General features: G+C 67.4%; 20 protein-coding genes, 1 tRNA gene and 1 pseudogene. 17 read left to right on the top strand and 5 right to left on the bottom strand.

Annotated features, from left to right (window positions below; genetic code table 11):
* The first annotated feature begins 529 nt into the window (after positions 1-529).
* The 3 genes and pseudogenes from tnpB to QQK25_RS24325 all read left to right on the top strand — a co-directional run.
* Positions 530-868 (top strand): IS66 family insertion sequence element accessory protein TnpB, encoded by a 339-nt coding sequence (gene tnpB / locus QQK25_RS10835; protein WP_284187933.1) that lies wholly within the window; start codon positions 530-532, stop codon positions 866-868.
* 25 nt (positions 869-893) lie between these two features.
* Positions 894-1,292 carry an IS66 family transposase gene (locus QQK25_RS10830; protein ID WP_438696434.1) on the top strand — a complete coding sequence of 133 codons (399 nt, stop codon included), beginning with the start codon at positions 894-896 and terminating at the stop codon, positions 1,290-1,292.
* Positions 1,205-1,435, top strand: a pseudogene (locus tag QQK25_RS24325) (IS66 family transposase zinc-finger binding domain-containing protein); the annotation flags it as partial. The gene QQK25_RS10830 and the pseudogene QQK25_RS24325, both read left to right, overlap by 88 nt.
* A 159-nt stretch (positions 1,436-1,594) precedes the next feature.
* Here the strand turns inward: QQK25_RS24325 and QQK25_RS10820 are convergent.
* Positions 1,595-1,671: transfer RNA gene (locus QQK25_RS10820), tRNA-Met, on the bottom strand.
* A 49-nt stretch (positions 1,672-1,720) separates the two neighbouring features.
* Between QQK25_RS10820 and miaB the strand changes: the two genes are divergently transcribed.
* From miaB to QQK25_RS10780, 8 genes are all read left to right on the top strand, one after another.
* Complete coding sequence (gene miaB / locus QQK25_RS10815) at positions 1,721-3,055, top strand: tRNA (N6-isopentenyl adenosine(37)-C2)-methylthiotransferase MiaB (protein ID WP_284187930.1); 1,335 nt, start codon at positions 1,721-1,723, stop codon at positions 3,053-3,055.
* A 69-nt stretch (positions 3,056-3,124) separates the two neighbouring features.
* Positions 3,125-4,087 carry a PhoH family protein gene (locus QQK25_RS10810; RefSeq protein ID WP_284187929.1) on the top strand — a complete coding sequence of 321 codons (963 nt, stop codon included), beginning with the start codon at positions 3,125-3,127 and terminating at the stop codon, positions 4,085-4,087.
* Positions 4,084-4,566, top strand: coding sequence for an rRNA maturation RNase YbeY (gene ybeY / locus QQK25_RS10805; RefSeq protein ID WP_284187928.1), 483 nt, complete (start codon positions 4,084-4,086; stop codon positions 4,564-4,566). The genes QQK25_RS10810 and ybeY overlap by 4 nt, the downstream gene beginning before the upstream one ends.
* 84 nt (positions 4,567-4,650) lie before the next feature.
* Positions 4,651-5,493, top strand: coding sequence for a CorC family transporter (locus QQK25_RS10800; RefSeq protein ID WP_153162463.1), 843 nt, complete (start codon positions 4,651-4,653; stop codon positions 5,491-5,493).
* Positions 5,493-6,995, top strand: a complete 1,503-nt coding sequence (gene lnt, locus QQK25_RS10795) for an apolipoprotein N-acyltransferase (RefSeq protein ID WP_284187927.1) — start codon at positions 5,493-5,495, stop codon at positions 6,993-6,995. Before QQK25_RS10800 ends, lnt begins: the two co-directional genes overlap by 1 nt.
* Positions 6,996-7,072: 77 nt before the next feature.
* Positions 7,073-7,471 carry a tellurite resistance TerB family protein gene (locus tag QQK25_RS10790; protein ID WP_284187926.1) on the top strand — a complete coding sequence of 133 codons (399 nt, stop codon included), beginning with the start codon at positions 7,073-7,075 and terminating at the stop codon, positions 7,469-7,471.
* 56 nt (positions 7,472-7,527) lie between these two features.
* Positions 7,528-8,898: a TrpB-like pyridoxal phosphate-dependent enzyme gene (locus QQK25_RS10785; RefSeq protein ID WP_284187925.1), complete on the top strand. Its 1,371-nt coding sequence runs from the start codon at positions 7,528-7,530 to the stop codon at positions 8,896-8,898.
* A gap of 97 nt (positions 8,899-8,995) precedes the next feature.
* Positions 8,996-11,674, top strand: coding sequence for a cation-translocating P-type ATPase (locus tag QQK25_RS10780; RefSeq protein ID WP_284187924.1), 2,679 nt, complete (start codon positions 8,996-8,998; stop codon positions 11,672-11,674).
* A 21-nt stretch (positions 11,675-11,695) separates the two neighbouring features.
* On the opposite strand, the gene QQK25_RS10775 is transcribed toward QQK25_RS10780, so the two are convergent.
* Positions 11,696-13,321, bottom strand: coding sequence for a methyl-accepting chemotaxis protein (locus QQK25_RS10775; RefSeq protein WP_284187923.1), 1,626 nt, complete (start codon positions 13,319-13,321; stop codon positions 11,696-11,698).
* 300 nt (positions 13,322-13,621) lie between these two features.
* On the opposite strand from QQK25_RS10775, the gene glyQ reads away from it, so the two are divergent.
* Genes glyQ through gloA form a run of 6 tightly spaced genes read left to right on the top strand, consistent with a single transcriptional unit; the run spans position 13,622 to position 19,058 of the window.
* Positions 13,622-14,530, top strand: coding sequence for a glycine--tRNA ligase subunit alpha (glyQ, locus tag QQK25_RS10770; protein WP_284187922.1), 909 nt, complete (start codon positions 13,622-13,624; stop codon positions 14,528-14,530).
* On the top strand, positions 14,530-16,614 hold the full coding sequence (gene glyS / locus QQK25_RS10765; protein WP_284187921.1) for a glycine--tRNA ligase subunit beta: 2,085 nt from the start codon (positions 14,530-14,532) through the stop codon (positions 16,612-16,614). The genes glyQ and glyS overlap by 1 nt, the downstream gene beginning before the upstream one ends.
* Positions 16,615-16,634: 20 nt before the next feature.
* Positions 16,635-17,168, top strand: coding sequence for a D-glycero-beta-D-manno-heptose 1,7-bisphosphate 7-phosphatase (gene gmhB, locus QQK25_RS10760; protein ID WP_284187920.1), 534 nt, complete (start codon positions 16,635-16,637; stop codon positions 17,166-17,168).
* A 14-nt stretch (positions 17,169-17,182) separates the two neighbouring features.
* A complete protein-coding gene (locus tag QQK25_RS10755; RefSeq protein WP_284187919.1) occupies positions 17,183-17,935 on the top strand; it encodes a lysophospholipid acyltransferase family protein in 753 nt (250 codons plus the stop codon).
* Complete coding sequence (locus QQK25_RS10750) at positions 17,932-18,654, top strand: M48 family metallopeptidase (protein WP_284187918.1); 723 nt, start codon at positions 17,932-17,934, stop codon at positions 18,652-18,654. Before QQK25_RS10755 ends, QQK25_RS10750 begins: the two co-directional genes overlap by 4 nt.
* Before the next feature lie 17 nt (positions 18,655-18,671).
* A complete protein-coding gene (gloA, locus tag QQK25_RS10745; protein ID WP_284187917.1) occupies positions 18,672-19,058 on the top strand; it encodes a lactoylglutathione lyase in 387 nt (128 codons plus the stop codon).
* Between the two features lie 27 nt (positions 19,059-19,085).
* On the opposite strand, the gene QQK25_RS10740 is transcribed toward gloA, so the two are convergent.
* The 3 genes from QQK25_RS10740 to QQK25_RS10730 are packed head-to-tail and all read right to left on the bottom strand — an operon-like array spanning position 19,086 to position 25,404.
* The gene (locus QQK25_RS10740; protein ID WP_284187916.1) at positions 19,086-22,226 is read right to left on the bottom strand and encodes a PAS domain-containing hybrid sensor histidine kinase/response regulator; all 3,141 of its coding nucleotides are present in this window, start codon (positions 22,224-22,226) and stop codon (positions 19,086-19,088) included.
* Positions 22,223-23,263 (bottom strand): HD domain-containing phosphohydrolase, encoded by a 1,041-nt coding sequence (locus QQK25_RS10735; protein WP_284187915.1) that lies wholly within the window; start codon positions 23,261-23,263, stop codon positions 22,223-22,225. Before QQK25_RS10735 ends, QQK25_RS10740 begins: the two co-directional genes overlap by 4 nt.
* A gap of 38 nt (positions 23,264-23,301) precedes the next feature.
* Entirely contained in the window at positions 23,302-25,404 is a 2,103-nt protein-coding gene (locus QQK25_RS10730; RefSeq protein ID WP_284187914.1) for a PAS domain S-box protein, read from the bottom strand.
* Positions 25,405-25,410 lie beyond the last annotated feature (6 nt).

Below are 25,410 nucleotides of genomic sequence, written 5' to 3'. Positions count from 1 at the left end.
CACACACGTGCGTGAAAGTAGGTCATCGTCAGACTATCCATTCAACACCCCCTCAGGCTATTCGCCTCAGGGGGTGTTACGCTTTGGAAAACAACAAAGCCGACACTAAGCGTAAGCACCCGGCCAACTCATCTTCCCCCGGCCCCTTAGCTCGCTAACCATAGTGTCCACTGGCCAATAGAAGTGGACTCTTTCATGAACGTCACGAAGCCCCGCCGTACCCGTCGTGCCCACTCCGAAGCATTCAAATAGTCCCTGATCGAAGCCTGCGGCGCGCCCGGCGCGTCAGTCGCCGGCGTGGCCCTGGCCAACGGGATCAACGCCAACCAGCTGCGGCGCTGGATGCGCGAGCGGGGCATCGAGCCACCCGAGCTGTCCTGTCTGCACTTACGTGTGGCGGCTTCGTTCCGGTGCAGCTTTCCCTCCGCGTTGATCCACCCATCCGGCGGGAACTGCGCAAAGGTGCCGCAGTGGTCACGGTAGACTGGCCCGCGTCCTCGGCCGCCGCGTGTGGCGCCTGGCTGCGCGAGTGGCTCGGGTGATCCGGATCGAGGCACTGTGGCTATCGGTGGCACCGCTCGACATGCGGGCCGGCATGGACATGATCCTCGCCCAGGTGGTGCGGGTCTTCGGCGAGGCGCGCCCGCATCATGCCTACCTCTTCGCCAACCGGCGCGGCACCCGGATGAAGGTGCTGATCCACGACGGCCAGGGGATCTGGCTCGCCTGCCGGCGACTCAACCAGGGGCGCTTGCGCTGGGCCGAGGGGAACGGTTCGCTGACGCTCTCCCAGGCCCAGTTCGACGCCTTGGTGCTCGGTCTGCCCTGGCAACAACTCGGGGGCGACGGGGCGATCCGAATGATTTGACTGTCCACCATCGGGTGATGTCCCGATGGCTGGATCCGTGCGCCAGCGGCATGATCCGGGCATGGCTCTCCCTCCCAATCTCCACGCACTCGGGGCCGACGCCCTGCGTCAGTTGCTCGTCGCCCAGAATCGGGAGCTCGTCTGGCGCCAGGCCAAGATCGACCAACTCACCCACGAGCTCTCGCTGCACAAGCGCTGGCGCTTCGGGATGAAGACCGAACGCCTGCCGGCGGAGCGGGCCCAGCTGTTCGAGGAGACGGTGGAGGCCGACCTCGCCGCGATGACCGAAGAGCTCGCACAGCTCTCGGGCAAACCATCTGCGGCCAAGGGGCAGCCAAGCGCAAGCCGCTGCCGCCCGAGCTGCCCCGCACCGAGATCCGCCACGAGCCAGACTCCACCACCTGCACCTGTGGCTGCCAGATGAAACGCATCGGCGAGGATGTCGCCGAGAAGCTCGATTACACCCCGGGCTCCTTCAGCGCCCTCCGCCACGTCCGCGGTAAGTGGGTCTGCGGGGTGTACAAAACCTTGGCGCAGGCGCCGGTACTCGCCCACGTGATCGAGCGGTACCCGACGCCGGAAGCGAAACGTGGTCTGGTGCCGGGATTTTATGGCGAAGCATGCCGGGCATGTGATACCCCTGCGTGACACCCCGGCAGCGCATGAGGGCGGTTCGGAACGTAAAAAAGCCGCTGAATCCTGCGATTCAGCGGCTTAGTGTTCTGTTGGTGGTGATGGGCGGAGTCGAACCGCCGACCTACGGGTTATGAATCCGTCGCTCTAACCATCTGAGCTACATCACCAACCTGAGCCCGCTATAATAGAGTTTTAGAGCACCTCGGTCAACACAAAATGAAAAAGCTTTATATCCGTACCTTCGGTTGCCAGATGAACGAGTACGACTCGGACAAGATGGCGGATGTGCTCGGAGCTGCTGATGGGCTGGAGAAGACCGATAACCCCGAAGAGGCCGACGTGATCCTCTTTAACACCTGTTCGGTGCGCGAGAAGGCACAGGAGAAAGTGTTTCATGATCTCGGTCGGGTCAAGCACCTGAAGCAGAAGAATCCCAACCTGATCATCGGGGTTGGCGGTTGTGTGGCGAGCCAGGAGGGCGAGGCGATCGTCGCACGGGCGCCGTATGTGGATCTGGTTTTTGGGCCGCAAACCCTGCATCGTCTGCCCAAGCTGATTGCCGAGCGCAAGTCGTCGGGGCGTTCGCAGGTGGATATCTCGTTCCCCGAGATCGAGAAGTTCGACAACCTGCCTCCCGCGCGGGTGGAGGGGGCGAGCGCCTTTGTGTCGATCATGGAGGGCTGTTCCAAGTACTGTACGTTCTGCATCGTGCCCTACACTCGCGGTGACGAGGTCTATCGGCCGCTGGCTGATGTGCTGGCCGAAGTGGCCGGTCTGGCTGCTCAGGGGGTGAAGGAAGTGACGCTGCTGGGGCAGAACGTGAATGCCTGGCGTGCGCCGATTGACGGCGAGAGCGGCGAGATGGCGGACTTTGCCTTCCTGCTCGAATGCGTGCATGACATCCCGGGCATCGAGCGCCTGCGTTATACCACCTCGCATCCGCGCGAGATGACCCAGCGCGTCGTCGATGCCTACGCCAAGCTGCCCAAGTTGGTGTCGCACCTGCATCTGCCGGTTCAGGCCGGGTCCGATCGCGTGCTGGCGGCGATGAAGCGCGGCTATACGGTGCTGGAATACAAATCGCTGGTGCGGCGGCTGCGAGCCGCGCGGCCCGACATCTCCCTGTCGTCCGATTTCATCATCGGCTTCCCGGGCGAGACCGAGGCGGATTTCGAGGCGACGATGAAGCTCATCGACGATCTCAAGTTCGATACGTCCTTCAGTTTTGTGTATAGCTCGCGGCCCGGCACGCCAGCTTCGGATCTGCCCGACGACACCCCGGCCGACGTCAAGCTCGCCCGCCTTGCGCGCCTGCAGAAGCGTATCGAGGAGCACGCGGCCGAGATCAGCGCCAGCATGGTTGGCAGCGTCCAGCGTATTCTGGTCGAAGGCCCGTCGAAGAAGGATCCCAACGAGCTCGCCGGCCGCACCGACAACAACCGTGTCGTAAACTTTGCGGGTAACCCTCGTCTGGTGGGTAATTTTGTTGATGTGACGATCACCTCGGCGCTGCCGCACTCCCTGCGCGGCGAGATCGTCGTGAAGGATTGAGCGACCGGATGACGGTCCGATCGTGACAGCCACTTTCCCGCCGGGCGCTGGTCTGGCAGCATGTACCTGATGAAGCCAACCGAAATCACGCTGCATCCCCTCGACAACCTGCGCCTCGCCAACCTGTGCGGGGCGCTCGACGAGAACATCCGCCAGATCGAAACTGCCTACGACGTGACCATCGCCCGCCGGGGCGAGCGTTTCACGCTGCATGGAGAGGCGCCGCAGGCTCACGTTGCGGCGCGCGCGCTGCGGCATTTTTACGATCGATCCGACGCGCCCCTGTCGGTGGATGACATCCAGCTCGGCCTCATCGAGCTCGCTAACCTGTCTCAGGCCAGCCCGGCGGCGCCGACGCTGCTCACCCGCAAGAGCGAGCTGCACGGCCGTACGCCGCGTCAGGTGGATTACATCCGGCAGATCCAGGAGCACGACATCACCTTCGGCGTCGGCCCGGCCGGCACCGGCAAGACTTATCTTGCGGTGGCGAGCGCGGTGGATGCCTTTGAGCGGGAACACGTGGAGCGCATCGTCCTCACCCGTCCGGCGGTCGAGGCGGGCGAGCGGCTGGGCTTCCTGCCCGGCGATCTGGCCCAGAAGGTCGACCCTTACCTGCGCCCGCTGTATGACGCGCTCTACGATCTGATGGGCTTCGATCGCGTCACCAAGCTCTTCGAGCGCGGCTGCATCGAGATCGCGCCCCTGGCGTTCATGCGTGGGCGCACCCTGTCGCGGGCCTTCATCATCCTGGATGAAGCCCAGAACACCTCGCCCGAGCAGATGAAGATGTTCCTCACCCGCATCGGCATCGGTTCGCGGGCGGTCATCACCGGCGACCTCACTCAGGTGGATCTCCCTCGCGGCCAGAAAAGCGGCCTGGGCGAGGCGGTTCAGGTGCTCGCCGATGTGCGCGGCGTGGCCTTCACCCACTTCCTGAAAGAAGACGTGGTGCGCCATCCCCTCGTCGCCCGCATCGTCGACGCCTACGAAAAGCATTCCCAGCGCAACCAGCAACAGCAGACCCAGCAATGACCCAACCCAAGCTGCCCCGCCGACTCGACCTTTCGGTGCAATACGCCTGTAACCGCGAGGGCGTACCCTCCCGCATCGATTTTCGCCGCTGGCTGCGCGCGGCCGAACCCGGCGCCGCGCGGATCACCGTGCGCATCGTCGATGAAGACGAAGGCCGCGAACTCAACCGCGATTACCGCGGCAAGGATTACGCCACCAACGTGCTCACCTTTGCCTATGATGAAGGCGAGGACATGCCGCTGCCCGAAGGTCTGCCGCTGATGGGCGATCTGGTGCTGTGCCGGCAGGTGGTCGAGCGCGAGGCGGCGGAGCAGGGCAAGGCGCTGGAAGCGCATTACGCCCATTTATCCGTGCATGGTATGCTGCATTTGCAGGGCTTCGACCACATCGAGGATGCCGAGGCCGAGGAAATGGAAGCGCGGGAGCGCGAGATCCTCGCCGGCCTGGGATATCCCGACCCGTACGCGGGAGAGCGATGATCCGGTGGGATGAGCAATGCGCCATGGGCGATGGGTCGGAACCCCGATTCATCGCCCATCGCCCATTTCTCATCAACCCCTTTTATGGAACCCTCCAGTAGTAAACCGTCCTTGCTAGAACGGCTTTCCGCCCTCCTGACCCGGGAGCCGGAAGACCGCGAAGAACTTCTGCACCTTCTGCACGCCGCCCACGACCGCAATCTGTTTGACGCGGACGCCCTGGCGATCATCGAAGGTGCGCTCCAGGTGTCCGAGATGCAGGTGCGCGACGTGATGATTCCCCGCGCGCAGATGGATGTCGTCAATCTTGCCGACTCCGTCGAGGACATCACCCGCTTTGCCATCGGCGCCGCCCACTCCCGCTTTCCCGTCGTGGGCGAAGGCAAGGACGACGTGCTCGGCGTGCTGCTCGCCAAGGATCTGCTGCGGGTCTTTGCCGGCGAATCCTTCAACCTGCGCGAGATGCTGCGCCCCGCGGTGTTCGTGCCCGAATCCAAGCGACTCAACGTGCTGCTGCGGGATTTCCGCGTCAGCCGCAACCACATGGCGATCGTGGTCGATGAGTACGGCGGCGTGGCCGGGCTCGTCACCATCGAGGACGTACTCGAGCAGATCGTCGGCGACATCGAGGACGAATACGACTTCGACGAGACCGCCGACAACATCCGCATCGACCAGGCCGGCCGCTACCGGGTCAAGGCGGGCACCGAGATCGAGGATTTCAACGAAGCCTTCGGCTGCGAGTTCAGCGACAGCGAGTACGACACCGTCGGCGGCCTGCTGATCCGCAAGCTCGGCCGCCTGCCCAAGCGCAACGAGGTCGTCGAGCTCGAAGGCCTGCGCTTCCAGGTGCTGCGCGCCGACAGCCGGCGCATTCACTCCCTGCTGGTCGAGCGCTTGCCCGACACCGACACGGTCGGCGGCTGATGGGCTGGCTGCGTCTCGTCGGGGCCCTCCTGGCCGGAGGGGCTTCGGTGCTCGCCTATGCGCCGGTCGGATTGTTTCCTGTGGTTTTCGTCGCGCTTGGCGTGCTGTTCTGGCTGCTCGGGCCGGGGGCGCCTGCTGCGCTGCTCGAGGCGTCGCCGGGCCGTCGCGCCCGGGCCGGATTCGTCACCGGTCTTGCCTGGGGCCTCGGGGCGATGCTCGGCGGTGTCTCGTGGCTTTATGTGGCGCTCCACCGTTTTGGCGGCATGCCGATGCCGCTGGCCGCGCTGGCGATCCTGCTTTTCTGTGCGCTGGTGGGCGTCTTTGCCGGGCTGGCCGGGGCCGCCTTCGGTGGGCTGCGGCGGGGCAGGGGGGGGCCGGATGCCGGGCTTTTCGCCGCCTGCTGGCTGATTTTCGAATGGACTCGCTGCTGGATCTTCACTGGCTTTCCGTGGTTGGCCATCGGCTACAGCCAGACGCCGCCCAGCCCGCTGGCAGGGTTCGCGCCGGTGGTGGGTGTGTTCGGCGTGGGTGGGCTGGTGGCGCTGGTGTCGGCCTTGGCCGTGGCCGCGCTGGCCGAGCGACGCTGGCAGCCGCTGCTGGGCGTGGCGCTGGTGATCGGCGCCGGGGCCGGGCTGCGCCAGATCGCCTGGACGGCGCCTGTCGGCGAGCCCGTCAAGGTGGCGCTGCTGCAGACCAACATCGGGCAGAGCCTCAAGTGGCGGCCCGAGATGCTCCAGCATTGGCTCGACCGCAACCTGACGATGGTCCGCGACAACCCGGCGCAGATCGTCGTGCTGCCCGAAACCACCATTCCGCTCCTCATCGACTACCTGCCGCCGGGCTACCTGGAGGCAGTCGGCCGCAGCGCGGCCAGCCACGGTGGCGACGTGATCCTCGGCACCTTCACCCGCGACGCGGAAGGCCACATCTTCAACGCCGCGATCAGCCTCGGCGTGTCGCCCTCGGGCCACTACGCCAAGCAGCATCTGGTGCCCTTTGGTGAATACTCGCCGCCGATGTTCCGCTGGTTCTACGATCTGGTGAACATTCCGATGGCTGACCAGACCCGCGGCCCCGAGCGCCAGCCGCCTCTGGCCCTGGCCGGGCAGAAGGTGGCGATCAACATTTGCTACGAAGACGTGTTTGGCGAGGAGCTGATCCGCAGCCTGCCCGAGGCCACGCTGATGCTCAACCTCTCCAATCTGGCCTGGTATGGCGACTCCTTCGCCCAGCCGCAGCATCTGCAGATCGCCCGCCTGCGCGCGCTGGAAACCGGCCGGCCGATGCTGCGCAGCACCAACACCGGGATGACCGCGCTGGTGATGCCCGACGGCCACGTCGAGGCGGTGCTGCCGCCCTTCGAGGCCGGCGCGCTGCACGTGTCGGTGCGCGGCTATCAGGGCCTGACGCCCTACGCCCGCTGGGGCAACGGCCCGGCGGTTGGCGTCGCGCTGCTGTTTCTGGGCCTGACGGTGCTCGCAGGGCGCCGCCGACGGGGCTGAGCCTCCGGTGGCGGGAGCGCTGGCGCGTATGAGCGTATGATCGCGGTTCGCCCTTTATCGAACAGGATCATCGAACCATGCGCGCTTATCCGACCAACAGCCCCGAGGCGCTCGCACGCCTGATCGCCATGGCGATTCTCGCCGATGGCCGGCTGGACAACCGGGAAATCGACTGGCTCAAGCACCACGACACCGTCGCCCTCGTCGGCATCGAGCAGGACGTGCTCATTCAGGCGCTGCTCGACTGCTGTCGAGACGTCATCACCGAGGCCGAACAGGAACGCGTGTTCCTCCTCGAAGAGCGCCGGCTGGCCCGGTTGGCCGACGACATCGTCGATCCAACCCTGCAGAAGGTCGCCCTGTCGGCGATCCTCATCATCGCCAAGGCCGACGGTGCGGTCAGTGAAGGCGAGCAGACCCTGCTGCGCTACCTGATGAAGCACTGGGGCATCGCCCTGGAAGATCTGGCCGCCTGAGCGTCGGCCGCCCCCTTTCAAACACGACAAAACCAAGACCGATCAGGAGGAAAACCATGAGCGACCAGATCAAGTATCTGCTCGACGAATCCCGCATGCCCAAGGCCTGGTACAACATCGCCGCCGATCTGCCGGTGCCGCTGCCGCCGCCGCTCCACCCGGGGACGCTCCAGCCCCTCGGCCCGTCCGATCTGGCGCCGATCTTCCCGAACGCGATCATCGCCCAGGAGATGTCCACCGAGCGCTACATCGACATCCCTGAGCCCGTCCGTGACGTGCTGTGCCAGTGGCGCCCCAGCCCGCTGTTCCGCGCCCGCCGTCTCGAAAAGTTGCTCGGTACCCCGGCCAAGATCTACTTCAAGTACGAAGGCGTGTCGCCCGCCGGCAGCCACAAGCCCAACTCCGCCGTGCCCCAGGCCTGGTACAACGCCCAGGAAGGCGTGAAGCGCCTCGCCACCGAAACCGGCGCCGGCCAGTGGGGCTCGTCGCTGGCCTACGCCGGCGGCCTGTTCGGGCTGGATGTGACCGTCTTCCAGGTGCGCGTGTCGTACGACCAGAAGCCCTATCGCCGCGCCCTGATGGAAACCTGGGGTGCCCGCTGCATCCCGTCGCCGTCCCCCGAGACCGATTACGGCCGCGCGGTGCTCGCCGAGCATCCGGACCACATCGGCTCCCTGGGCATCGCGATCTCCGAAGCTGTCGAGGTGGCCGCGAAGAACGACGACACCAAATACGCCCTGGGCTCGGTGCTCAACCACGTGCTGCTGCACCAGACCATCGTTGGCGAGGAAGCCATCCTGCAGATGGAGATGGCCGGCGACGACCCGGACGTGGTGATCAGCTGTGTCGGCGGTGGCTCCAACTTCGCCGGCATTGCCTTCCCCTTCCTGGGCCAGCAGCTGCGCGGCGAAACCACCAAGAAGCGCCGCATCGTGGCGGTCGAGCCCTCGGCCTGTCCGTCCCTTTCCCGCGGCAAGTACGCCTACGATTTTGGCGACACCGCCCACCTCACGCCGCTGGTCAAGATGCACACCCTCGGCAGCGACTTCACCCCGCCGGGCCTGCACGCCGGTGGCCTGCGCTACCACGGCATGGCGCCGCTGGTGAGCCACGTGATGGAGCTGGGCCTCATCGAAGCGCAGGCCTACGGCCAGACTTCGTGCTTTGAAGCGGGTGTGATGTTTGCCCGCGCCGAAGGCATCGTGCCGGCGCCGGAATCCACCCACTCCATCCGCGGTGCGATCCAGGAAGCCCTGCGCTGCAAGGCCGAGGGCAAGAGCGAGACCATCCTGTTCTGTCTCTCCGGCCACGGCCACTTCGACATGACCTCCTACACCAACTACCTCTCCGGCAAGCTGGTGGACCAGCAATACGACGAGAAGGAGCTGGCGATGGCCCTGTCGATGCTGCCCAAGGTCGACGCCTGACGGTTTGCGGGGCGGCCCCGGCAGCGGCCGCCCCGTTGAACCCGCCTGGTCGGGCTGCGGTCCGACCAGGCAAACCGCTTCAATCTGCCACTGTGCCATGACTGCCTCCGCGCCCTCCGACTGGCATGCCCGTCCTCACGACGAGGCATTCACTGAACTGGCTTCGAGCGCCGACACGGGGCTCGCCGAAGGCGACGCTGCCGAGCGCCTGGCCCGCCACGGCCCCAACCGCATCGACGCCAAGGCCGGCCGCGGGCCGCTCCTGCGTCTGGCGCTGCAGTTCCACCAGCCCCTCATCTACATCCTGATCGTCAGCGGGGCCATCGCCGCGTTCCTCGGCGAATGGGCCGACGCCGGCGTGATCTTCGGCGTCGTCGTGGTCAATGCGTTGATCGGCTTCATCCAGGAAGGCCGCGCCGAGAACGCCCTGGCCGCCCTGGCCCGCAGCGTGGCCAGCGACGTGACGGTGCTCCGCGATGCCACCCGCCGCCGGATTGATGCCGTCGAACTGGTGCCCGGCGACGTGGTGTGGCTGGCTGCCGGCGACAAGGTGCCGGCCGATCTGCGGCTGTTCGACGCTCGCGCCCTGCAGGTCACCGAGGCGTCCCTCACCGGCGAATCCACCGCCGTCGCCAAGCACGCCAACCCGATCGCCGCCGACAGCGTGCTGGCCGACCGGGCCAACATGGCCTACGCCGGCACCCTCGTCGTGGCCGGGCAGGCCGGCGGGCTGGTGGTGGCCACCGGGCGCGCCACCGAGACCGGCCGCATCGCCGATCTGCTCGACGCCACCGAGACCCTCGTCACGCCGCTCACCCGGGCGATGGAGCGCTTCTCCAACTTTCTGCTGGTGGTGATCCTGGGTCTTGCCGCCCTTGGTTTTGCGGTGGGCAGCCTGCGCGGCGAGCCGCTCCTCGACATGCTGATGGCCGCGGTGGCGCTGGCCGTGGGGGCGATCCCCGAAGGGCTGCCGGCGGCGATCACCGTCACCCTGGCCATCGGCGTCGCGCGGATGGCGAAGCGCCGGGCCATCATCCGCCGGCTGCCGGCGGTCGAGACCCTCGGCAGCACCACGGTGATCTGCTCCGACAAGACCGGCACCCTCACCGAAAACCAGATGACCGTCCGCGCCCTCGTTGCCGGCGGCCAGCACTTTGCCGTGGACGGAGACGGCTACGCGCCGGAGGGTGCGGTGACGCTGGACGGCCAGCCCGCCGCCGTCGCCGGCCCGCTCCGCGACCTGCTGGTGATCGGCGTGCTGTGCAACGACGCCGGTCTGGCCCAGAAGGACTGCGCCTGGACGATCACCGGCGACCCCACCGAGGCCGCGCTGCTGGTGGCCGCCCGTAAGGCCGGGCTGGACGAGCAGCAGCTGCGCGCCGATTCACCGCGCGTAGACGAGATCGCCTTCGACTCCGCGCGCCAGTACATGGCCAGCCTCCATCGCCTGGACGGCCAGCCGGTGGCGCTGGTGAAGGGCGCGCTGGAGGCGATCCTGCCCCGTTGTTCTAGCCAGCTCGGCCCGGACGGCGAGCCCGTCGCCATTGACATGGACGCCGTCGACGCCCAGGCCCGGGCGCTGGCGTCCGACGGCCTGCGGGTGCTGGCCTTCGCCCGCGCCGAGGTGGCCGGCGAAAGGCTGGACGAATCCGCCCTGGCCAGCGGCCTGTGCCTCGTGGGCCTGCAGGCCATGCTCGATCCACCGCGTCAGGCGGCGCTTCGGGCGATCCAGGCCTGCGCTGCGGCCGGAGTGGCGGTCAAGATGATCACCGGCGACCACGCCGAGACCGCCCTCGCCATCGCCCGCAAGCTCGGCCTCGCCGGCCCCACCTCGCGGGCCGTCACCGGGCGCGAGCTCGCCGCCATGGACGACGCGGCGCTGCAGGTGACGGTGGGCGAGGTGAGCGTCTTCGCCCGGGTCGAGCCCGAGCAGAAGCTGCGCCTCGTCCAGGCCCTGCAGGCGCGGGGCGAGGTGGTGGCGATGACCGGCGACGGGGTGAATGACGCGCCGGCCCTCAAGGCGGCCGACATCGGCGTGGCGATGGGCGCCGGCGGCACCGAGGTGGCCAAGGACGCCGCCGCGATGGTGCTCACCGACGACAACTTCGCCACCATCGAGGCGGCCATCGAGGAAGGGCGGGGCGTCTACGACAACCTCGTCAAGTTCATCATCTGGACGCTGCCCACCAACTTTGGCGAAGGGTTGGTGATCCTCTTCGCGGTGCTGGCCGGCGTCACCCTGCCGATCACGCCGCTGCAGATCCTGTGGATCAACATGACCACCGCGGTGCTGCTGGGGATGGCGCTGGCCTTCGAGCCGATCCAGCGGGACGTGATGGGCCGGCCGCCGCGGGCGCCGGGCGCGGCCATCCTCGACGCGGTGCTGATCCGCCGCATCGTGCTGGTGGGCGTGCTGCTGCTGGTCGCCTCCTTCGGGCTGTTCCTGCGCTGGCGTGGCCTCGGCGCATCTCTGGAGGAGGCGCGCACGGTGGCGGTCAATGTCTTCGTGGCGGGCGAGATCGCCTACCTCTTCAACTGCCGCAACCTGCGCGGGCCGTTCTGGTGTTGCGGGTGGTGGTCGAACCCGTGGTTCTGGGGCGGCATCGGCGCGATGGTGGCGCTGCAGGCGCTGTTCACCTATCTGCCGGCGATGAATCGGGTGTTTGCCTCGGCGCCGATCGGTCCGATGGCGTGGCTGGAAATCGGGGCGGCAGCGCTTGCGACGGCGCTGGTGGTGGGGATGGAAAAACGCCTCGGCCGGGGCCGAGGCGTTTAGCGTCGTGCGGGGGAGGGGGCGTCAGACCCGGAAGCGGGCGATCTGATCCTTGAGCCCGCCGGCGATGCGTTCGAGGTTGACCGCCGCCTCGGCCGCGCCGCGGATGTTGGCCGAGGTGTTTTCGACCATGTGCGAGATCTCCTCGACCTGCTGGGCGATGGACGTGCTGGCGGCGCTCTGTTCGTGGGTGGCGTCGGCAATCTCATGGGCGCGGGCCAGGGCTTCCTGGGCGCCGGCCTCGATGGCCGTCAGGGCGCCGGTGGCCGCGGTGGCCAGGGCGATGCCGTGATCCACTTCGGGCAGCGCGGCGTTCATCGCGCGGACCGCTTCGCCGGTGTCGCCCTGGATGCCGGTAATCATCTGCTCGATCTCGGTGGTGGCGGACGAGGTGCGTTCGGCCAGCTTGCGGACTTCGTCGGCGACGACCGCAAAGCCGCGGCCCTGCTCGCCGGCGCGGGCTGCCTCGATGGCGGCATTGAGCGCCAGCAGGTTGGTCTGGCCGGCGATCTCCTTGATCACGTTGGCGATGGACGACACCTCGCCGATGCGCTCTTCAAGGGCGCGGATGCGGTCCGAGGCGCCGATCACCGTCCCCGACATCTTGCGGATCGCGCTGACGGCCTCCTCGACGCGGGTGCTGCCCTCGGCGGCGAGGCGCATCGACTGCTGGGCATTGAGTTCGGTCTCGCGGGCGCTGGCCGAGATGTGGCTGGAGCTGACGGTGAGCTCCTCCATCGCCGCAGCCATGGCCGCCGTGGCGTCGGACTGGCGTTCGGCGGCGTCGGCCACCTGGGTGGAAACCCGCGAGATGTGGTCGGCGTTGCTGACCAGCTGGTTGGCGCCTTCGTTGATCTCGCCGACCATCCGCCGCAGGGCGCGCATCATGTCCGCCAGGGCGTGGAGCATGCTGCCTTGACGGGGCTCGCCCAGATCGGTGGTGAGGTTGCCGTCGGCCGCCTGCTGCATCACCGTGGTGGCGCTCCGGGGCTCGCCGCCGAGCTGGCGGGTCACGCTCTCGCTGATGCGCCAGCCGAAGAGGCCGAGGACCGCCAGCAGCAACAACGAAATGCCGCCGAGGATCGTGGCGATGGCGCGGAACTCCCGGTCCACGTCATCCACGTAGATGCCGGTGCCGATGATCCAGCCCCAGGGGGTGAAGCCGGTGGCGTACGAGACCTTCGGGCTGGATTCCTGTGCGCCGGGTTTCGGGAACCAGTAGTCCACGAACCCGCCGCCAGCGTTGGCCGCCTTCACGATGTCCTGGATGATGAGTTTGCCGTTGGTGTCCTTCAGTCCGCTGGCGTCGCGGCCTTCCATCTCGGGCTTGGTGGGAAACAGGATGTAGTGGTTGGTGGTGGTGACGATGAACAGATAGTTGTTGCCGTCGTAGCGCACGGAGCGCAGGGTTTCGGTGGCGGCTTTCTTGGCATCCGCCTCGGATAGCGTGCCGGCCTGGGCCAGCGCATGGAAGTGTTTGATGATGCTGGCGCCGCTTTCGACCATGTGCTTGGTCTGCACCTTGCGGTCGTCCATCATGGACGTGCGCAGGCTGCCCAGGCTGACGGCGCACAGGGCGACCAGGCCGAGCATCATCATTCCGATGAGCAGGCGCATACGTGCGGCGACGGCCAGGTTGGCTAACTTCATGGTCTGGATTCTCCTTGGTGACGCCTGCTTACCGTCCTATTCCCATGGCGGCCGGCCGAACTGGCGGCCCCCGGAGCAACGGCAGGTCTTTTTAATTGACAAGTGATGTGACGCAAGCTTTTACGGTTCGTGGAAGCAATTCCTTGAGTTAAGTAGGGATATTCGGCGGTCGTGGGGCATTGGCGGGGTGGGTGGGGTGGTTTCCGGTACCACCCATGCGGCCGGGCGTTCCCTGACTGCCCAAACACAGTAAAATCGATACTTTGCCCAAAACCGCGCGGCCCTCGCCGCGGAGCATCCATGTCCGTCCAAAAACCGACTTTCCAGCAGATCATCCTGCGCCTCTCGAACTTCTGGGCCGAGCACGGCTGCACGCTGCTCCAGCCTTACGACATCGAGGTCGGCGCCGGCACCTTCCACACCGCCACCTTCCTGCGCGCCATCGGCCCGGAGCACTGGAACGCCGCCTACGTTCAGCCGTCCCGCCGCCCGAAGGATGGCCGCTACGGCGAGAACCCCAACCGCCTGCAGCACTACTACCAGTACCAGGTGGTGCTCAAGCCCTCGCCGGTCAATATCCAGGAGCTATACATCGACAGCCTGCGCGCGCTGGGCATCGATCCGAACGCCCACGACATCCGCTTTGTCGAGGACGACTGGGAATCCCCCACCCTCGGCGCCTGGGGGCTGGGCTGGGAAGTCTGGCTCGATGGCATGGAAGTCACTCAGTTCACCTACTTCCAGGAAGTCGGTTCGCTGTCGTGCCGCCCGGTGCTGGGCGAGATCACCTACGGTCTCGAGCGCCTGGCGATGTACCTGCAGGGCGTCGAAAATGTGTATGACCTGGTCTGGTCGATCGGCCCGGACGGCACGCCCGTCACCTACGGCAACGTCTATCACCAGAACGAAGTGGAGCAATCCACCTACAACTTCGAGCACTCCAACGTCGAATGGCTGTTCCGCCTGTTCGGCGAATACGAAGGCGAGGCCAAGCGCCTGATGGCCGTGCCGCTGGTGCTGCCGGCCTTCGAGATGGTCATGAAGTGCTCCCACACCTTCAACCTGCTCGACGCCCGTGGCGCGATCTCGGTGACCGAACGCGCCGCCTACATCGGCCGCGTGCGTGCGCTGGCCCGTGAAGTGGCCCAGGCCTATTACAACTCCCGCGAAGCCCTCGGCTTCCCGATGCTGAAGAAGGAGGCCGCGTGATGACTGGCGCGACCCTGCTCGTTGAACTGCTGACCGAAGAACTGCCGCCCAAGGCCCTGCCCAAACTGGGCCAGGCCTTCTCCAACGCCATCGTGGCCGGCCTGCGCACCCGCGGCCTGGCTGCCGCCGACGGTGCCTTCCGCTGGTTCGCCACCCCGCGCCGCCTGGCCGTGACGGTTGCCCACGTGCTCCCCGAAGCCGCCGCCAAGGACGTCACCGAAAAGATCATGCCGGTCTCGGTCGCCCTCACCGCTGATGGCCAGCCGACCCCGGCCCTGACCAAGAAGCTCGAAGGCAAGGGCATTCCCCTGTCGGCCGTGGCGAGCTTCGAGCGCCGCATGGACGGCAAGGCCGAGGCCCTGTTCTACACCAGCACCGTGGCCGGCGCGAAGCTCGCCGACGTGCTCGCCGGCATCGTCCAGGACGCCCTCAAGTCGCTGCCGATCCCCAAGGTGATGCGCTGGGGCGACGGCGACGCCACCTTCGTGCGTCCCGCCCACAAGCTCACCCTGCTCCACGGCGCCGACGTGGTGCCGGGCAGCGTGCTCGACATCCAGTCTGGCCGCACCACCCGCGGTCACCGCTTCATGAGCAAGGGCGACATCGAGATCGCCACCGCCGACGCCTACGAGCCCACGCTCCTCGCCGAAGGCAAGGTGATCCCCGATTTCGCCGAGCGCCGCGCCAACATCGAGAAGCAGCTCGTCACCGAAGCCGGCCGTCAGGGCGCCACCCTCGGCGAATACGCCGATCTGCTCGATGAAGTCACCGCGCTGGTCGAGCACCCGACCGTTTACGTGGGCGAGTTCGAGGCCGAATTCCTGGCCGTGCCGCAGGAATGCCTGATCCTCACGATGCGCGCCAACCAGAAGTATTTCCCGCTGTTCGACAACCAGGGCAAGCTCACCAGCCGCTTCCTGATCGTCTCGAACATGGAGCTGGCCGATCCCACCAACATCATCGCCGGCAACCAGCGCGTGGTGCGCCCGCGCCTGTCCGACGCCCGCTTCTTCTTCGAGCAGGACATCAAGGCCGGCCTCACGCCGCGCGTGGTCAAGCTCGGCTCGGTGGTCTATCACAACAAGCTCGGCTCCCTGGGCGACCGCGTCGAGCGCCTGTCCACCGTGGCCCGCAAGATCGCCGGCATGCTGGGCGCCGACGAGAACCTCGCCAACCGCGCCGCGCTGCTCTCCAAGGCCGATCTGCTGACCGACATGGTCGGCGAGTTCCCCGAACTGCAGGGCATCATGGGCCGCTACTACGCGCTGGCCGAAGGCGCGCAGCCGGTGGTGGCGGAGGCAATCGAACAGCACTACCGCCCGCGCTTTGCCGGCGACGCGCTGCCCGACTCCAACATCGGCCGCGCCCTGGCCCTGGCCGACAAGCTCGACGCCCTAACCGGCTTCTTCGGCATCGGCCAGATCCCCACCGGCGACCGCGATCCCTTCGGCCTGCGCCGTGCCGCCCTGGGCGTGCTGCGGATCCTGATGGAGGGTCAGCTGCCCCTCGATCTGGTCGCGCTCATCAACGAATCTGCCGGGGCCTTCAACCCGGGCGTGCTCGGCGCCGAGCTGCCTGGCCCGCTGTTCGACTTCATGCTCGAACGCCTGCGCAACCTGCTGCGCGAAGCCGGCCATGCCCAGGACGTGGTGGATGCGGTGCTGGCGCTCCGCCCCACCCGCATCGATCTGGTAGTGCCCAAGCTCGAGGCCGTCGTGGCCTTCCAGCAGCTGCCCGAAGCCGCTGCCCTGGCCGCCGCCAACAAGCGGATCGTCAACATCCTCAAGAAGACCGAGGTTGCTCCGGGCGAACCGGACGTGGCGCTGCTCGTCGAGGACGCCGAGAAGGCCTTGTTCCACGCCATCGTCGAAGTCGCCCCGCTGGCCCGCTCCCACTTCCAGAACGAGGCCTACACCGAAGCCCTGCGCGTGCTCGCCGGCCTGCGTGCGGCGGTGGACCGCTTCTTTGACGAGGTGATGGTGATGGCCGATGAGCCGCTGGTGCGTCAGAACCGCCTGGCCCTGCTGGCTCAGCTGGCGGGTCTCATGAACCAGGTGGCCGACATCTCGCGGCTTTCCGCATGAGCCGGGCGAGGGGGCAGTCCATGAAACTCATCGTTCTCGACCGGGATGGCGTCATCAACTTCGACTCCGACCAGTTCATCAAGTCGCCGGACGAATGGAAGCCGATCCCCGGCTCCCTCGAGGCCATCGCGCGCCTCAACGAATCCGGCTGGCGGGTGGTGGTTGCCTCCAACCAGTCCGGGGTCGGGCGCGGGCTGTTCGACATGGACACCCTCAACGCCATCAACGAAAAGATGACCAAGACGCTCGCCCAGGTGGGCGGGCGGCTGGATGCCATCTTCTTCTGCCCCCACGCCGCGGATTCCACCTGCGACTGCCGCAAGCCCAAACCGGGCATGTTCCAGCAGATCGCCGAGCGCTTCAATGTGGACATGCGCGGTGTGCCGGTGGTGGGCGACAGCCTGCGCGACCTGCAGGCCGGCGTCGCCGTGGGTTGCACGCCGTTTCTGGTGCTGACCGGCAAGGGCGTCAAGACCCAGGCCGACCCGGCCCTGCCGCCCGGCACCCAGATCTTCCCCGACCTGGCAGCCATCGCTGCCCAGCTCACCGTCTGACTGGAAACCCCTCCGTGGTCCTGATCCGCAACCTGTTGTTCATGCTCGCCCTGGGCATCTTCACGCCGCTCTACGCCCTCATCGGCATGGCGACCTTCCCGTTCCGCCCGCAGACGCGCCACAAGCTCATCCGGGGCTGGGCGCGGATCATGATCTGGGTCATCAAGCACGTGCTGGGCATTCCGTACCGGCTCGAAGGCGCCGCCAACATTCCGGCCGGGCCGGCCATCGTGCTCTCCAAGCACATGTCCGCCTGGGAAACCATCATGCTGCAGGATGTCTTTCCGCCGATGGTTTTCGTGATGAAGCGCGAGCTCCACAAGGTGCCGTTCTTCGGTTGGGGGATCTCCCAGATGCCGATGATCGCCATCGACCGGGCGGCCGGCAAGGACGCCCTCAATCAGGTGGTCGAGCAGGGGAGCGACCGTCTCAACCAGGGCTTCTGGGTCACCGTCTTCCCTGAGGGCACGCGGGTGGCGCCCGGCACCACCAAGCGCTACAAGCCGGGCGGCGCCTGGCTCGCCCGCGCCACCGGCACCCCGGTGGTGCCCGTGGCCCATAACGCCGGCGAGTTCTGGCCGCGCAACGCCTTCTTCAAGCGCCCCGGCGAAGTGGTGGTGAGCGTCGGCCCGGCCATCGACACCCATGGGCTGACGGTGGACGAGATCAACGCCAGGGCCGAAGCCTGGATCGAGGCCGAGATGCGCCGGCTGTTCCCGTCCCACTACCGCAACGCCGGCAAGCGTCAGGAGCCGGCCAAGGCGTGACCGCGCCGGCCGTCGAATCCCGCGAGATCCTTCTCGACGGGGTGCGCGTTGCCTACACCCTGCGGCGTAGCGCCCGCAAGACGCTGGGGCTGCGCATCGATCACCGGGGGCTCACCGTAGGCGTGCCGCTCCGGGTGGGCCTGCGCGAGGCCGAGGCCTTCATCCGCAGCCACGCCGCGTGGGTCGTCGAAAAACTCCACAACCGTCCGCAGCCCGAGCTCCGTCCGGCCTTCGAGGCCGTCGAAGGGGCGGCCGTGCCCTTTCTGGGCGAGGCCTGGCGGCTCTCCATCGGGCGCGGTAACAACCGGGTGCTGTGGCATGAGATCGGCCCGGAGCGGGTGCTGGAGCTGGCCCTGCGTAGCGGCGGTGATGCCCGCCGGCTATTGTTGCGGGAATTGCAACAAAGAGGCCTCGATTTGTTCAAAAACCGGGTCGAGGAGTTCTGCCTGCGGTTGGGCCGACCGGTGCCGCCGGTGGCGCTCTCCAATGCCCGTACGCGCTGGGGCAGCTGCAGCAGCCGCAGCGGCATCCGTTTGCACTGGCGGCTCATCCATCTGCCCCTCGGCCTGATCGACTACGTGGTGGCCCATGAGGTCGCGCATCTTGTCGAGATGAACCACTCGCCGCGTTTCTGGTCCGTGGTTGAGTCGATCTATCCCGATCACGTCGCCGCCCGCAAGGCCCTGCGCCAGGTGGCGGCGAGTCTTCCTTCCCTCTGACCTTCAGGAAAACAACCATGCGTCTTCTGCACACCATGCTTCGCGTCGTGGACCTCGACCGTTCCATCGCCTTCTACACCGAAGTGCTCGGCATGCGCCTCCTGCGCCGCAACGATTACCCGGAGGGCAAGTTCACGCTGGCCTTCGTGGGCTATCAGGATGAGTCGGAAGGGGCGGTGCTGGAGCTCACCCACAACTGGGGCGTCGAGTCCTACGAGCTGGGCACGGCCTACGGCCACATCGCGCTGGAGGTGCCCGATGCCTACGCGGCCTGCGCGGCGATCAAGGCCCGCGGTGGCAAGGTGGTGCGCGAAGCCGGCCCGATGAAGCACGGAACGACGGTGATCGCCTTTGTGGAGGACCCGGACGGCTACAAGGTGGAGCTGATCCAGGCCAAGTCCTGACCCGCGCCGCCCCCGCCGGCCGGGGGCTCAGGCGGCGGCGAACGCTTCGCGCAGGGCGGCGAGCTCGGCGCGCAGGGCTTCGAGGGCCTGGGGTGCGTCGGCCATGCGCTTTTCGCGGCCGATGCGTTCGAGTTGTGCGGCCCCTGTCTGGGCCCGGCCGGCGCAGAAGTTTGACACCGCACCCTTGAGGGCGTGGGCCGCGTTGTGCAGGGCCTCTGCGTCGCCCTCGACCACCGCTGCCTCGATGTCGGCAAACAGCCGCGGCTCGTCCTCGATGAACATCCCGATGAGTTGTTCCAGCAGCTCCTCGTCACCGCCGAGGTTGAACAGCACTTTCTGACGTTCGAACACCGGGCCGCTGATGCTGGTGGGTTCGCTGGGCGGCGGCGGCGCCGGGTCGCCCCGGCCAGTGTGCTGGATGAGCACCTCGACCAGATCCGGGGCATGCACCGGCTTGGAGAGGTAGCCGTCCATACCGGCGGCGAGGCAGCGCTCCCGGTCGCCCTTCATGGCGTGGGCGGTCATCGCCACGATGGGGGTGCGGGTGGCGCCGGCGGCTTCGCGTTGGCGGATCTGCGCGGTCGCGTCGAATCCGCCCATGATGGGCATCTGCACGTCCATCAGCACCAGGTCGTAGCGGTTGCGGGCGTGGAGCTCCAGCGCTTCCTTGCCGTTGTTGGCCACGTCGGCCTGATGGCCGAGCTTGCCCAGCAGGCGCAGGGCAAGGGTCTGATTCACCACGTTGTCTTCGGCCAGCAGGATGCGCAGCTGGCGCTTCTGCTCGCGCAGGCTGTGGCGGGTGATGAGGGGCGAGCGGTCGGCGCTGCTGCTGTTGCCGGTGTTGTCGTCGATCGGCTCCACCGACAGCAGGATGGCATTGAGCAGGTCGGACGCCATGATCGGCATCGGCAGATACGCGGAGATGCCCATCTCGCGGCAGCGGGCGCCGTCGCCCCGGCGGCCTTCGCCGGCCAGCATGACGATGCATGGGGGCGGCGCGGCGGCGGAGAGGATGGCTTCGGCGAGGTCGAAGCCTTCGATGTCCGGGAGCTGGGTGCTGATCAGCACCACCTTGAAGGGTTTGTTCTCGGCGGTGGCGCGGGCCTGTTCGCGCAGGGCGCCGCTGGCGTCGGAGACGGTGACCGGCTTCATCCGCCACTGGCCCAGCAGCTCGACGAGGGTTGCCCGCTCGGTGCTGCTGTCCACCGCGACGAGGACCGGCAGGCCTTCGAGGTGGGCTTGTTCGTCCAGTACCGGCGTGGCGTGGCCGGCTTCGAAGCGGGCGGTGAAGCGGAAGGTGCTGCCTTCGCCCGGAGTGCTGGTGACGCCGATCCGCCCGCCCATGGCCTGGACGAGCTGGGCGCTGATGGTGAGCCCCAGCCCGGTGCCGCCGTAGCGGCGGGTGGTGGAGGAGTCGGCCTGGGAGAATGCTTCGAAGATCAGGCTCTGTTTTTCTGGCGGGATGCCGACCCCGGTGTCGTGCACGTTGAAGGCGAGCTCGACCTTGCCCGGGTCGCCGTTGCCGGCTTCGGTGCCCGGTTCGACCAGGAGGCGCACTTCGCCGTGCTCGGTGAACTTGATGCCGTTGGAGATGAGGTTGATGAGCACCTGACGCAGGCGGTGGGGATCGCCGATCAGGTTGTCGGGCACCGTCGGGGCCACCTGGGCGGTGATGCGCAGGTTCTTCTCGTCGGCCCGCTGCTGGAGGGTGCGCACGGCGAGGGCGACGCAGTCGCGCAGGCTGAAGTCGATGTGCTCGAAATCGAGCTTGCCGGCCTCGATCTTCGAGAAGTCGAGGATGTCGTTGATGATGCCGAGCAGGGAGTTGGCGGAGGTCTTGACGAGGCTGAGGTATTCCCGCTGCTCGTTGTCGAGGGGCGTGTCGAGGGTGAGCTCGGTCATGCCGATGATGGCGTTCATCGGTGTGCGGATCTCGTGGCTCATGTTGGCGAGGAAGTCGCTCTTGGAGCGGCTGGTGGCCTCGGCGACGTCCCTGGCCTGGCGCATGGCGGCTTCGGCGGCCTTGCGCTCGCCGATATCGCGCACGTAGGCGGTGATCAGCCGGCGACCGGCGCTGTGGACGGCGACCAGGGCGACCTCGGCGGGGAATTCGACCGGGCCGCTGCCGGTGTGCCGGACGGCGATGGCCTCGGTACGCTGGGCGAGGGTGCCGGCCTGGGTGTCGGCCAGCAGGTCGAGGAGGGCCTGGGTCTGGGCGTCGCGGATGCGCTCGGGGAAGAGCAGGGCCACGGCGCGCTGCCCGATGGCCTCGCGGGCGGGGATGCCGAAGGTGCGCTCGGCGGCCGGGTTGTATTCGAGGATGAGGCCGTCTTCGCCGATGGTGACGATGCTGTCGAGGGAGGCTTCGGTGATGGCCCGGTTGCGCGATTCGCTGGCGGCCAGGGCCGACTGGCCTTCGTGCAGGCGCACCGAGGTCTGGTTGAGGGCGTCCACCAGCTGGCGCAGTTCGGCGATCGGGCTATCTTCGTCGAGGGTCTTGCCGTGGCTCGTCTCGAGGGTTTCGGCAAAGTGGGTGGCGCGGGCGAGGCTGCGCAGGGGCGGGCGCAGGAACTGGCGGATGACGAGGGTGCCGATGACGAGGGTGACGATCGCGGCAATCAGGCTGTCGATGATGATGTGCTGGAGGTTGTCGCCGGCCGCCGGGGCGACCTCGATGCGCAGCCAGCCGAGGGGGGCTGCCGCGCCAATGCCGGCCCAGGCGACGAAGTGTGTGGAACCGTTGCCGGTATTGCCCTGGGAGGCCCGGCGGGCGCTGTCCGGGAGGAGGACGGGGACGCCTTCGATGGGCTCGACGGCGATCGGCGCACCGCCTGTGCTCCGGCCGACGCTGGTGATCGGCACGCCCTGACGGTCGGTGACCGTGGCCCGGCGGATGTGGGGGTTGTATTCGAGCTTGAGCAGGTGGCCGGTGGCGCTGGCGATGTTGCCGCTGGCCAGGTGGGGTTCGAGGGCCGAGGCGAGGGCGTGGGTCAGTTCGTCAGCGTGCTGGCGTTCGAGCCGCTCGATGAACTCGACCTGCTCGTTGCCCAGGTAGATCGCGTAGGCGCCAAGGGACAGCGTGAGCAGGAAGGTGAACAGGGCAGTGAGCTGCTGTCCGAGGGTGTGCAGCCCAGCGCCTTGCGCCAGGCGGTGGAGGGCGTCTTTCATTCGTCTTTGAACCGCTCGCGGATTTCCAGTACTTCCGGGATCAGGCCCAGGAAGCTGTCGACGCAGGCCGGGTCGAAGTGGCTGCCGCGGCCTTCGCGGATGAAGTTGAAGGCGGTGTCCAGCTCCCAGGCCGGCTTGTAGGGACGCGGCGAAGTGAGTGCGTCGAAGACGTCGGCCACGGCGACGATGCGCCCGACCAGCGGGATGGCGTCGCCGGCGAGCCCGTCGGGGTAGCCGCTGCCGTCGTATTTCTCGTGGTGGGTGAGGGCGATCTCGGCGGCCATCTGGATCATGGGCGAGGACGAGCCCTTGAGGATGTCGTGTCCGATGCGCGGGTGTTGGCGCATGATCACCATCTCTTCGGGGGTCAGCCGGCCGGGCTTGAGCAGGATGTTGTCGGGCGTGCCCACCTTGCCGATGTCGTGCATCGGGGCTGCGGTGAGGATGCGTTCGCAGGTTTCGGCATCGAGCCCCAGATCGCGGGCGATGATCTGCGAGTAGTGGGCCATGCGCAGGATGTGGGCGCCGGTTTCCGGGTCGCGGAACTCGGCAGCGCGGGCGAGGCGGGTGATGGTTTCCTGCTCGCGGGTGACGATCTCGGCGGTTTTCAGGATCACGGCAGCCTGAAGGTCGTCGTTCCAGGTGCGCATGCGCTGGTGGCTGGCACGCAGCGACAGCATGGTGCGCACCCGGGGGTCGAACTCGTGGCGGTCGATGGGCTTGGTGAGGAAGTCGTTGGCGCCGGCCGCGAGGCTCTCGTAGCGCACTTCCTTTTCGTGGGCCGCGGTGACCATCAGGATCGGGACGGTGTCGGCCGGGTAGAGCTTGCGGACGGTCTCGATGAACTCGATGCCGTTGAGGTCCGGCATCATGTAGTCGACGATGACCAGGTCGGGCTCGTGGCTGCCGCACCATTGGAGACCTTCCAGCGGCGAGCTGAAGGTGACGATCTCGGTGCCCGGCGGCGTGAGCTTGCGGACGAGGGCCTGGATCAGTGTGAGGTTGAGCGGCGTGTCATCGACGATGGCAATGGCCATGAGTTCTCCCGGTAGGCCGCCGAAGCCGGCGGCCAGCGTCAGATTATCGGCCCGAGGTCGTCGAAGTTGAGTCCTGGGCCGGGGCTTGCGGCTGCATCGGCGGCAGTCTGACCCTCGCCGCGGGCGGGCGCCGTGCGCGGCAGGGCGAGGACAAAACGTGTTCCGTTGCCGGGCGAGCTGTGCACGGTGATGCGCCCCCCCAGCACCTGGGTGACCAGATTGTAGACGATATGCAATCCGAGACCGGTTCCACCGCGTCCGAGGCGGGTGGTGAAGAAGGGGTCGAAGATGCGTCGCTGGTCGGCGAGCGGGATGCCCCGGCCGTCGTCGGCGAACTCGATCTGGACGCTGTCTTCGTCCATCACCCGCGGGGTGACCGTGATGCTTCCCCGGGGGAGGCCTTCGAAGGCGTGAAGCAGGGCGTTGGTGACGAGGTTGGTGAAGATCTGCCCGAGGGGGCCGGGGTAGCTGTCGAGGGTGAAGGGCGCCGTCTCGAGCACGTCGAGGGTGAAATCCCCGTGCTTGAACATGGGGCTGATGGTGATGGCCATCTCGCGCAGCACTTCGTTCAGCTCGAAGCGCCGGCGCTGTTCGCTGGTCTGATCCACCGCCACCTGCTTGAAGCTGCGCACCAGCTCCTCGGCCCGCAGCAGGCTGCGCATCAGCAGATCGACGGCCTGCCGGGTGCCCTGGGTGAAGCGGTCGAAATCCGTGCGGCGCAGCTTGCCGGTGCTGTAGGCGCTGATCAGGTCGTCGGTGCGGGCGGCGAGGGTCGAGGCGACGGTGACGCTGTTGCCGATGGGCGTGTTGAGCTCGTGGGCGATGCCGGCGACCAGGGAGCCGAGGGCCGCCATCTTCTCGCTGCGGACGAGCTCTTCCTGCGTCTGATGCAGGATGCCGAGGGCCTTGGTGAGCTCGGCGGTGCGTTCGGCGACGCGCAGTTCGAGGCTCTGGTTGAGATCCTCGATGTGGGCCTGGACGCGGCGTAGTTCGGAGATGTCCACCATCGACCACAGGGCGCAGTCCTCGTCACGAACCCGCAGCCGCCGGGCCGAGACGAGGCAGTTGGCGATGCCCGGACGGCCGATGGGGCGCAGGCGGACTTCCCGCTGCCCGACCACGTCGCTGGTGGCGAAGCAGCCGTAGAGGTCGTCGTAGTCGGCGGGGTCGAGCCAGCAGCCGAGCTCGCCGCTGGTGCGGTTGATGATCTCGTCGCGGGGGCAGTCGAACAGGCGCTCCCAGGCCGGGTTGGCGTCGAGGTAGGTGCGGTCGCTGATGCGGGTGAGAGCCAGGGCGAAGGGCGCCGAATTGAAGATGGTGGAGAACTTGTTCTGGCTGTCGTGGAGGTTGGCGACGGCGGCCTTCTGGTCGGTCACGTCGCGGATGATGCAGATCAGGCAGGTCTGGCCGGCGATGTCGACGGTCGAGGCATTGACCAGGCAATCCCGGTGGCTGCCGTCGGCGGTGCCGAGGGTGCACTGGAAATCCCGCAGCACGGCGTGTTCCTGGAGCAGCTCGACGATGGCGACCCGTTCTTCCGGGTAAGGCCACAGGCCGAGGGCGTGGGCGGTGGTGCCGAGGGCGGTATCCCGCTCCCAGCCGGTGAGGGTGACGAAGGCGGGATTGACGGCCAGCAGCTTCCCGTCCCGCAGGCGGCTGAGGGTGATCGCCTCGGGGCTGGAGTGAAAGGCCGTCGAGAACATCACCTCGGAGATGCGCTGGGCTTCGGCGGCCTCCTGGCGGGCTTTTTCGAGGCGGCGCTGGGGGGTGATGTCCTGGCACACCGCGAGGATGCAGGCCTGACCGTCGATCTCGAGCGCCCGGGCCCGCAGCAGGGCTTCGAGGGGCGCGCCAGACTTGGTGACGAGGATCACCGGACGATTGACCACGTCACGGCCCGCCAGCAATTCGGCCCGGATCGCGGCCCGGTCTTCCGGGTTGTGCCACAGCTGAAGGTCGCTGCAGCTGTGGCCGACGCTCTCGTCCCGGGCGTAGCCGAGGGCGGCGCTCCAGTTGTCGTTGACGTCGATGAGCCGATCGTCATCGAGGGTGGCCAGGGCGACCATGTCCGGCAGGAAGCGGAACAGGGCCGCGAAGCCGGCGTGGGCCGGGTTGAGGGGCGGGGTGGCGGGCGGTGGCATGGGGTT

The organism is Zoogloea oryzae, from assembly GCF_030161255.1.
GTDB classification, from domain to species: domain Bacteria; phylum Pseudomonadota; class Gammaproteobacteria; order Burkholderiales; family Rhodocyclaceae; genus Zoogloea; species Zoogloea oryzae.
Note: the sequence above shows the minus strand (reverse complement) of the source record. Positions and strands in the feature narration are given on the sequence as shown.

Bases quoted from the DNA above. Each gene is read 5' to 3' on its own strand.
- miaB (WP_284187930.1), top strand. From the start codon at position 1,721: ATGAAAAAGCTTTATATCCGTACCTTCGGTTGCCAGATGAACGAGTAC.
- QQK25_RS10785 (WP_284187925.1), top strand. From the start codon at position 7,528: ATGAGCGACCAGATCAAGTATCTGCTCGACGAATCCCGCATGCCCAAG.
- gloA (WP_284187917.1), top strand. From the start codon at position 18,672: ATGCGTCTTCTGCACACCATGCTTCGCGTCGTGGACCTCGACCGTTCC.
- QQK25_RS10735 (WP_284187915.1), bottom strand. From the start codon at position 23,263: ATGGCCATTGCCATCGTCGATGACACGCCGCTCAACCTCACACTGATC.
- QQK25_RS10740 (WP_284187916.1), bottom strand. From the start codon at position 22,226: ATGAAAGACGCCCTCCACCGCCTGGCGCAAGGCGCTGGGCTGCACACC.
- QQK25_RS10830 (WP_438696434.1), top strand. From the start codon at position 894: ATGGCTGGATCCGTGCGCCAGCGGCATGATCCGGGCATGGCTCTCCCT.
- QQK25_RS10800 (WP_153162463.1), top strand. From the start codon at position 4,651: ATGGAACCCTCCAGTAGTAAACCGTCCTTGCTAGAACGGCTTTCCGCC.
- QQK25_RS10730 (WP_284187914.1), bottom strand. From the start codon at position 25,404: ATGCCACCGCCCGCCACCCCGCCCCTCAACCCGGCCCACGCCGGCTTC.
- QQK25_RS10790 (WP_284187926.1), top strand. From the start codon at position 7,073: ATGCGCGCTTATCCGACCAACAGCCCCGAGGCGCTCGCACGCCTGATC.
- ybeY (WP_284187928.1), top strand. From the start codon at position 4,084: ATGACCCAACCCAAGCTGCCCCGCCGACTCGACCTTTCGGTGCAATAC.
- QQK25_RS10810 (WP_284187929.1), top strand. From the start codon at position 3,125: ATGAAGCCAACCGAAATCACGCTGCATCCCCTCGACAACCTGCGCCTC.
- glyS (WP_284187921.1), top strand. From the start codon at position 14,530: ATGACTGGCGCGACCCTGCTCGTTGAACTGCTGACCGAAGAACTGCCG.
- glyQ (WP_284187922.1), top strand. From the start codon at position 13,622: ATGTCCGTCCAAAAACCGACTTTCCAGCAGATCATCCTGCGCCTCTCG.
- lnt (WP_284187927.1), top strand. From the start codon at position 5,493: ATGGGCTGGCTGCGTCTCGTCGGGGCCCTCCTGGCCGGAGGGGCTTCG.
- QQK25_RS10775 (WP_284187923.1), bottom strand. From the start codon at position 13,321: ATGAAGTTAGCCAACCTGGCCGTCGCCGCACGTATGCGCCTGCTCATC.
- gmhB (WP_284187920.1), top strand. From the start codon at position 16,635: ATGAAACTCATCGTTCTCGACCGGGATGGCGTCATCAACTTCGACTCC.
- QQK25_RS10780 (WP_284187924.1), top strand. From the start codon at position 8,996: ATGACTGCCTCCGCGCCCTCCGACTGGCATGCCCGTCCTCACGACGAG.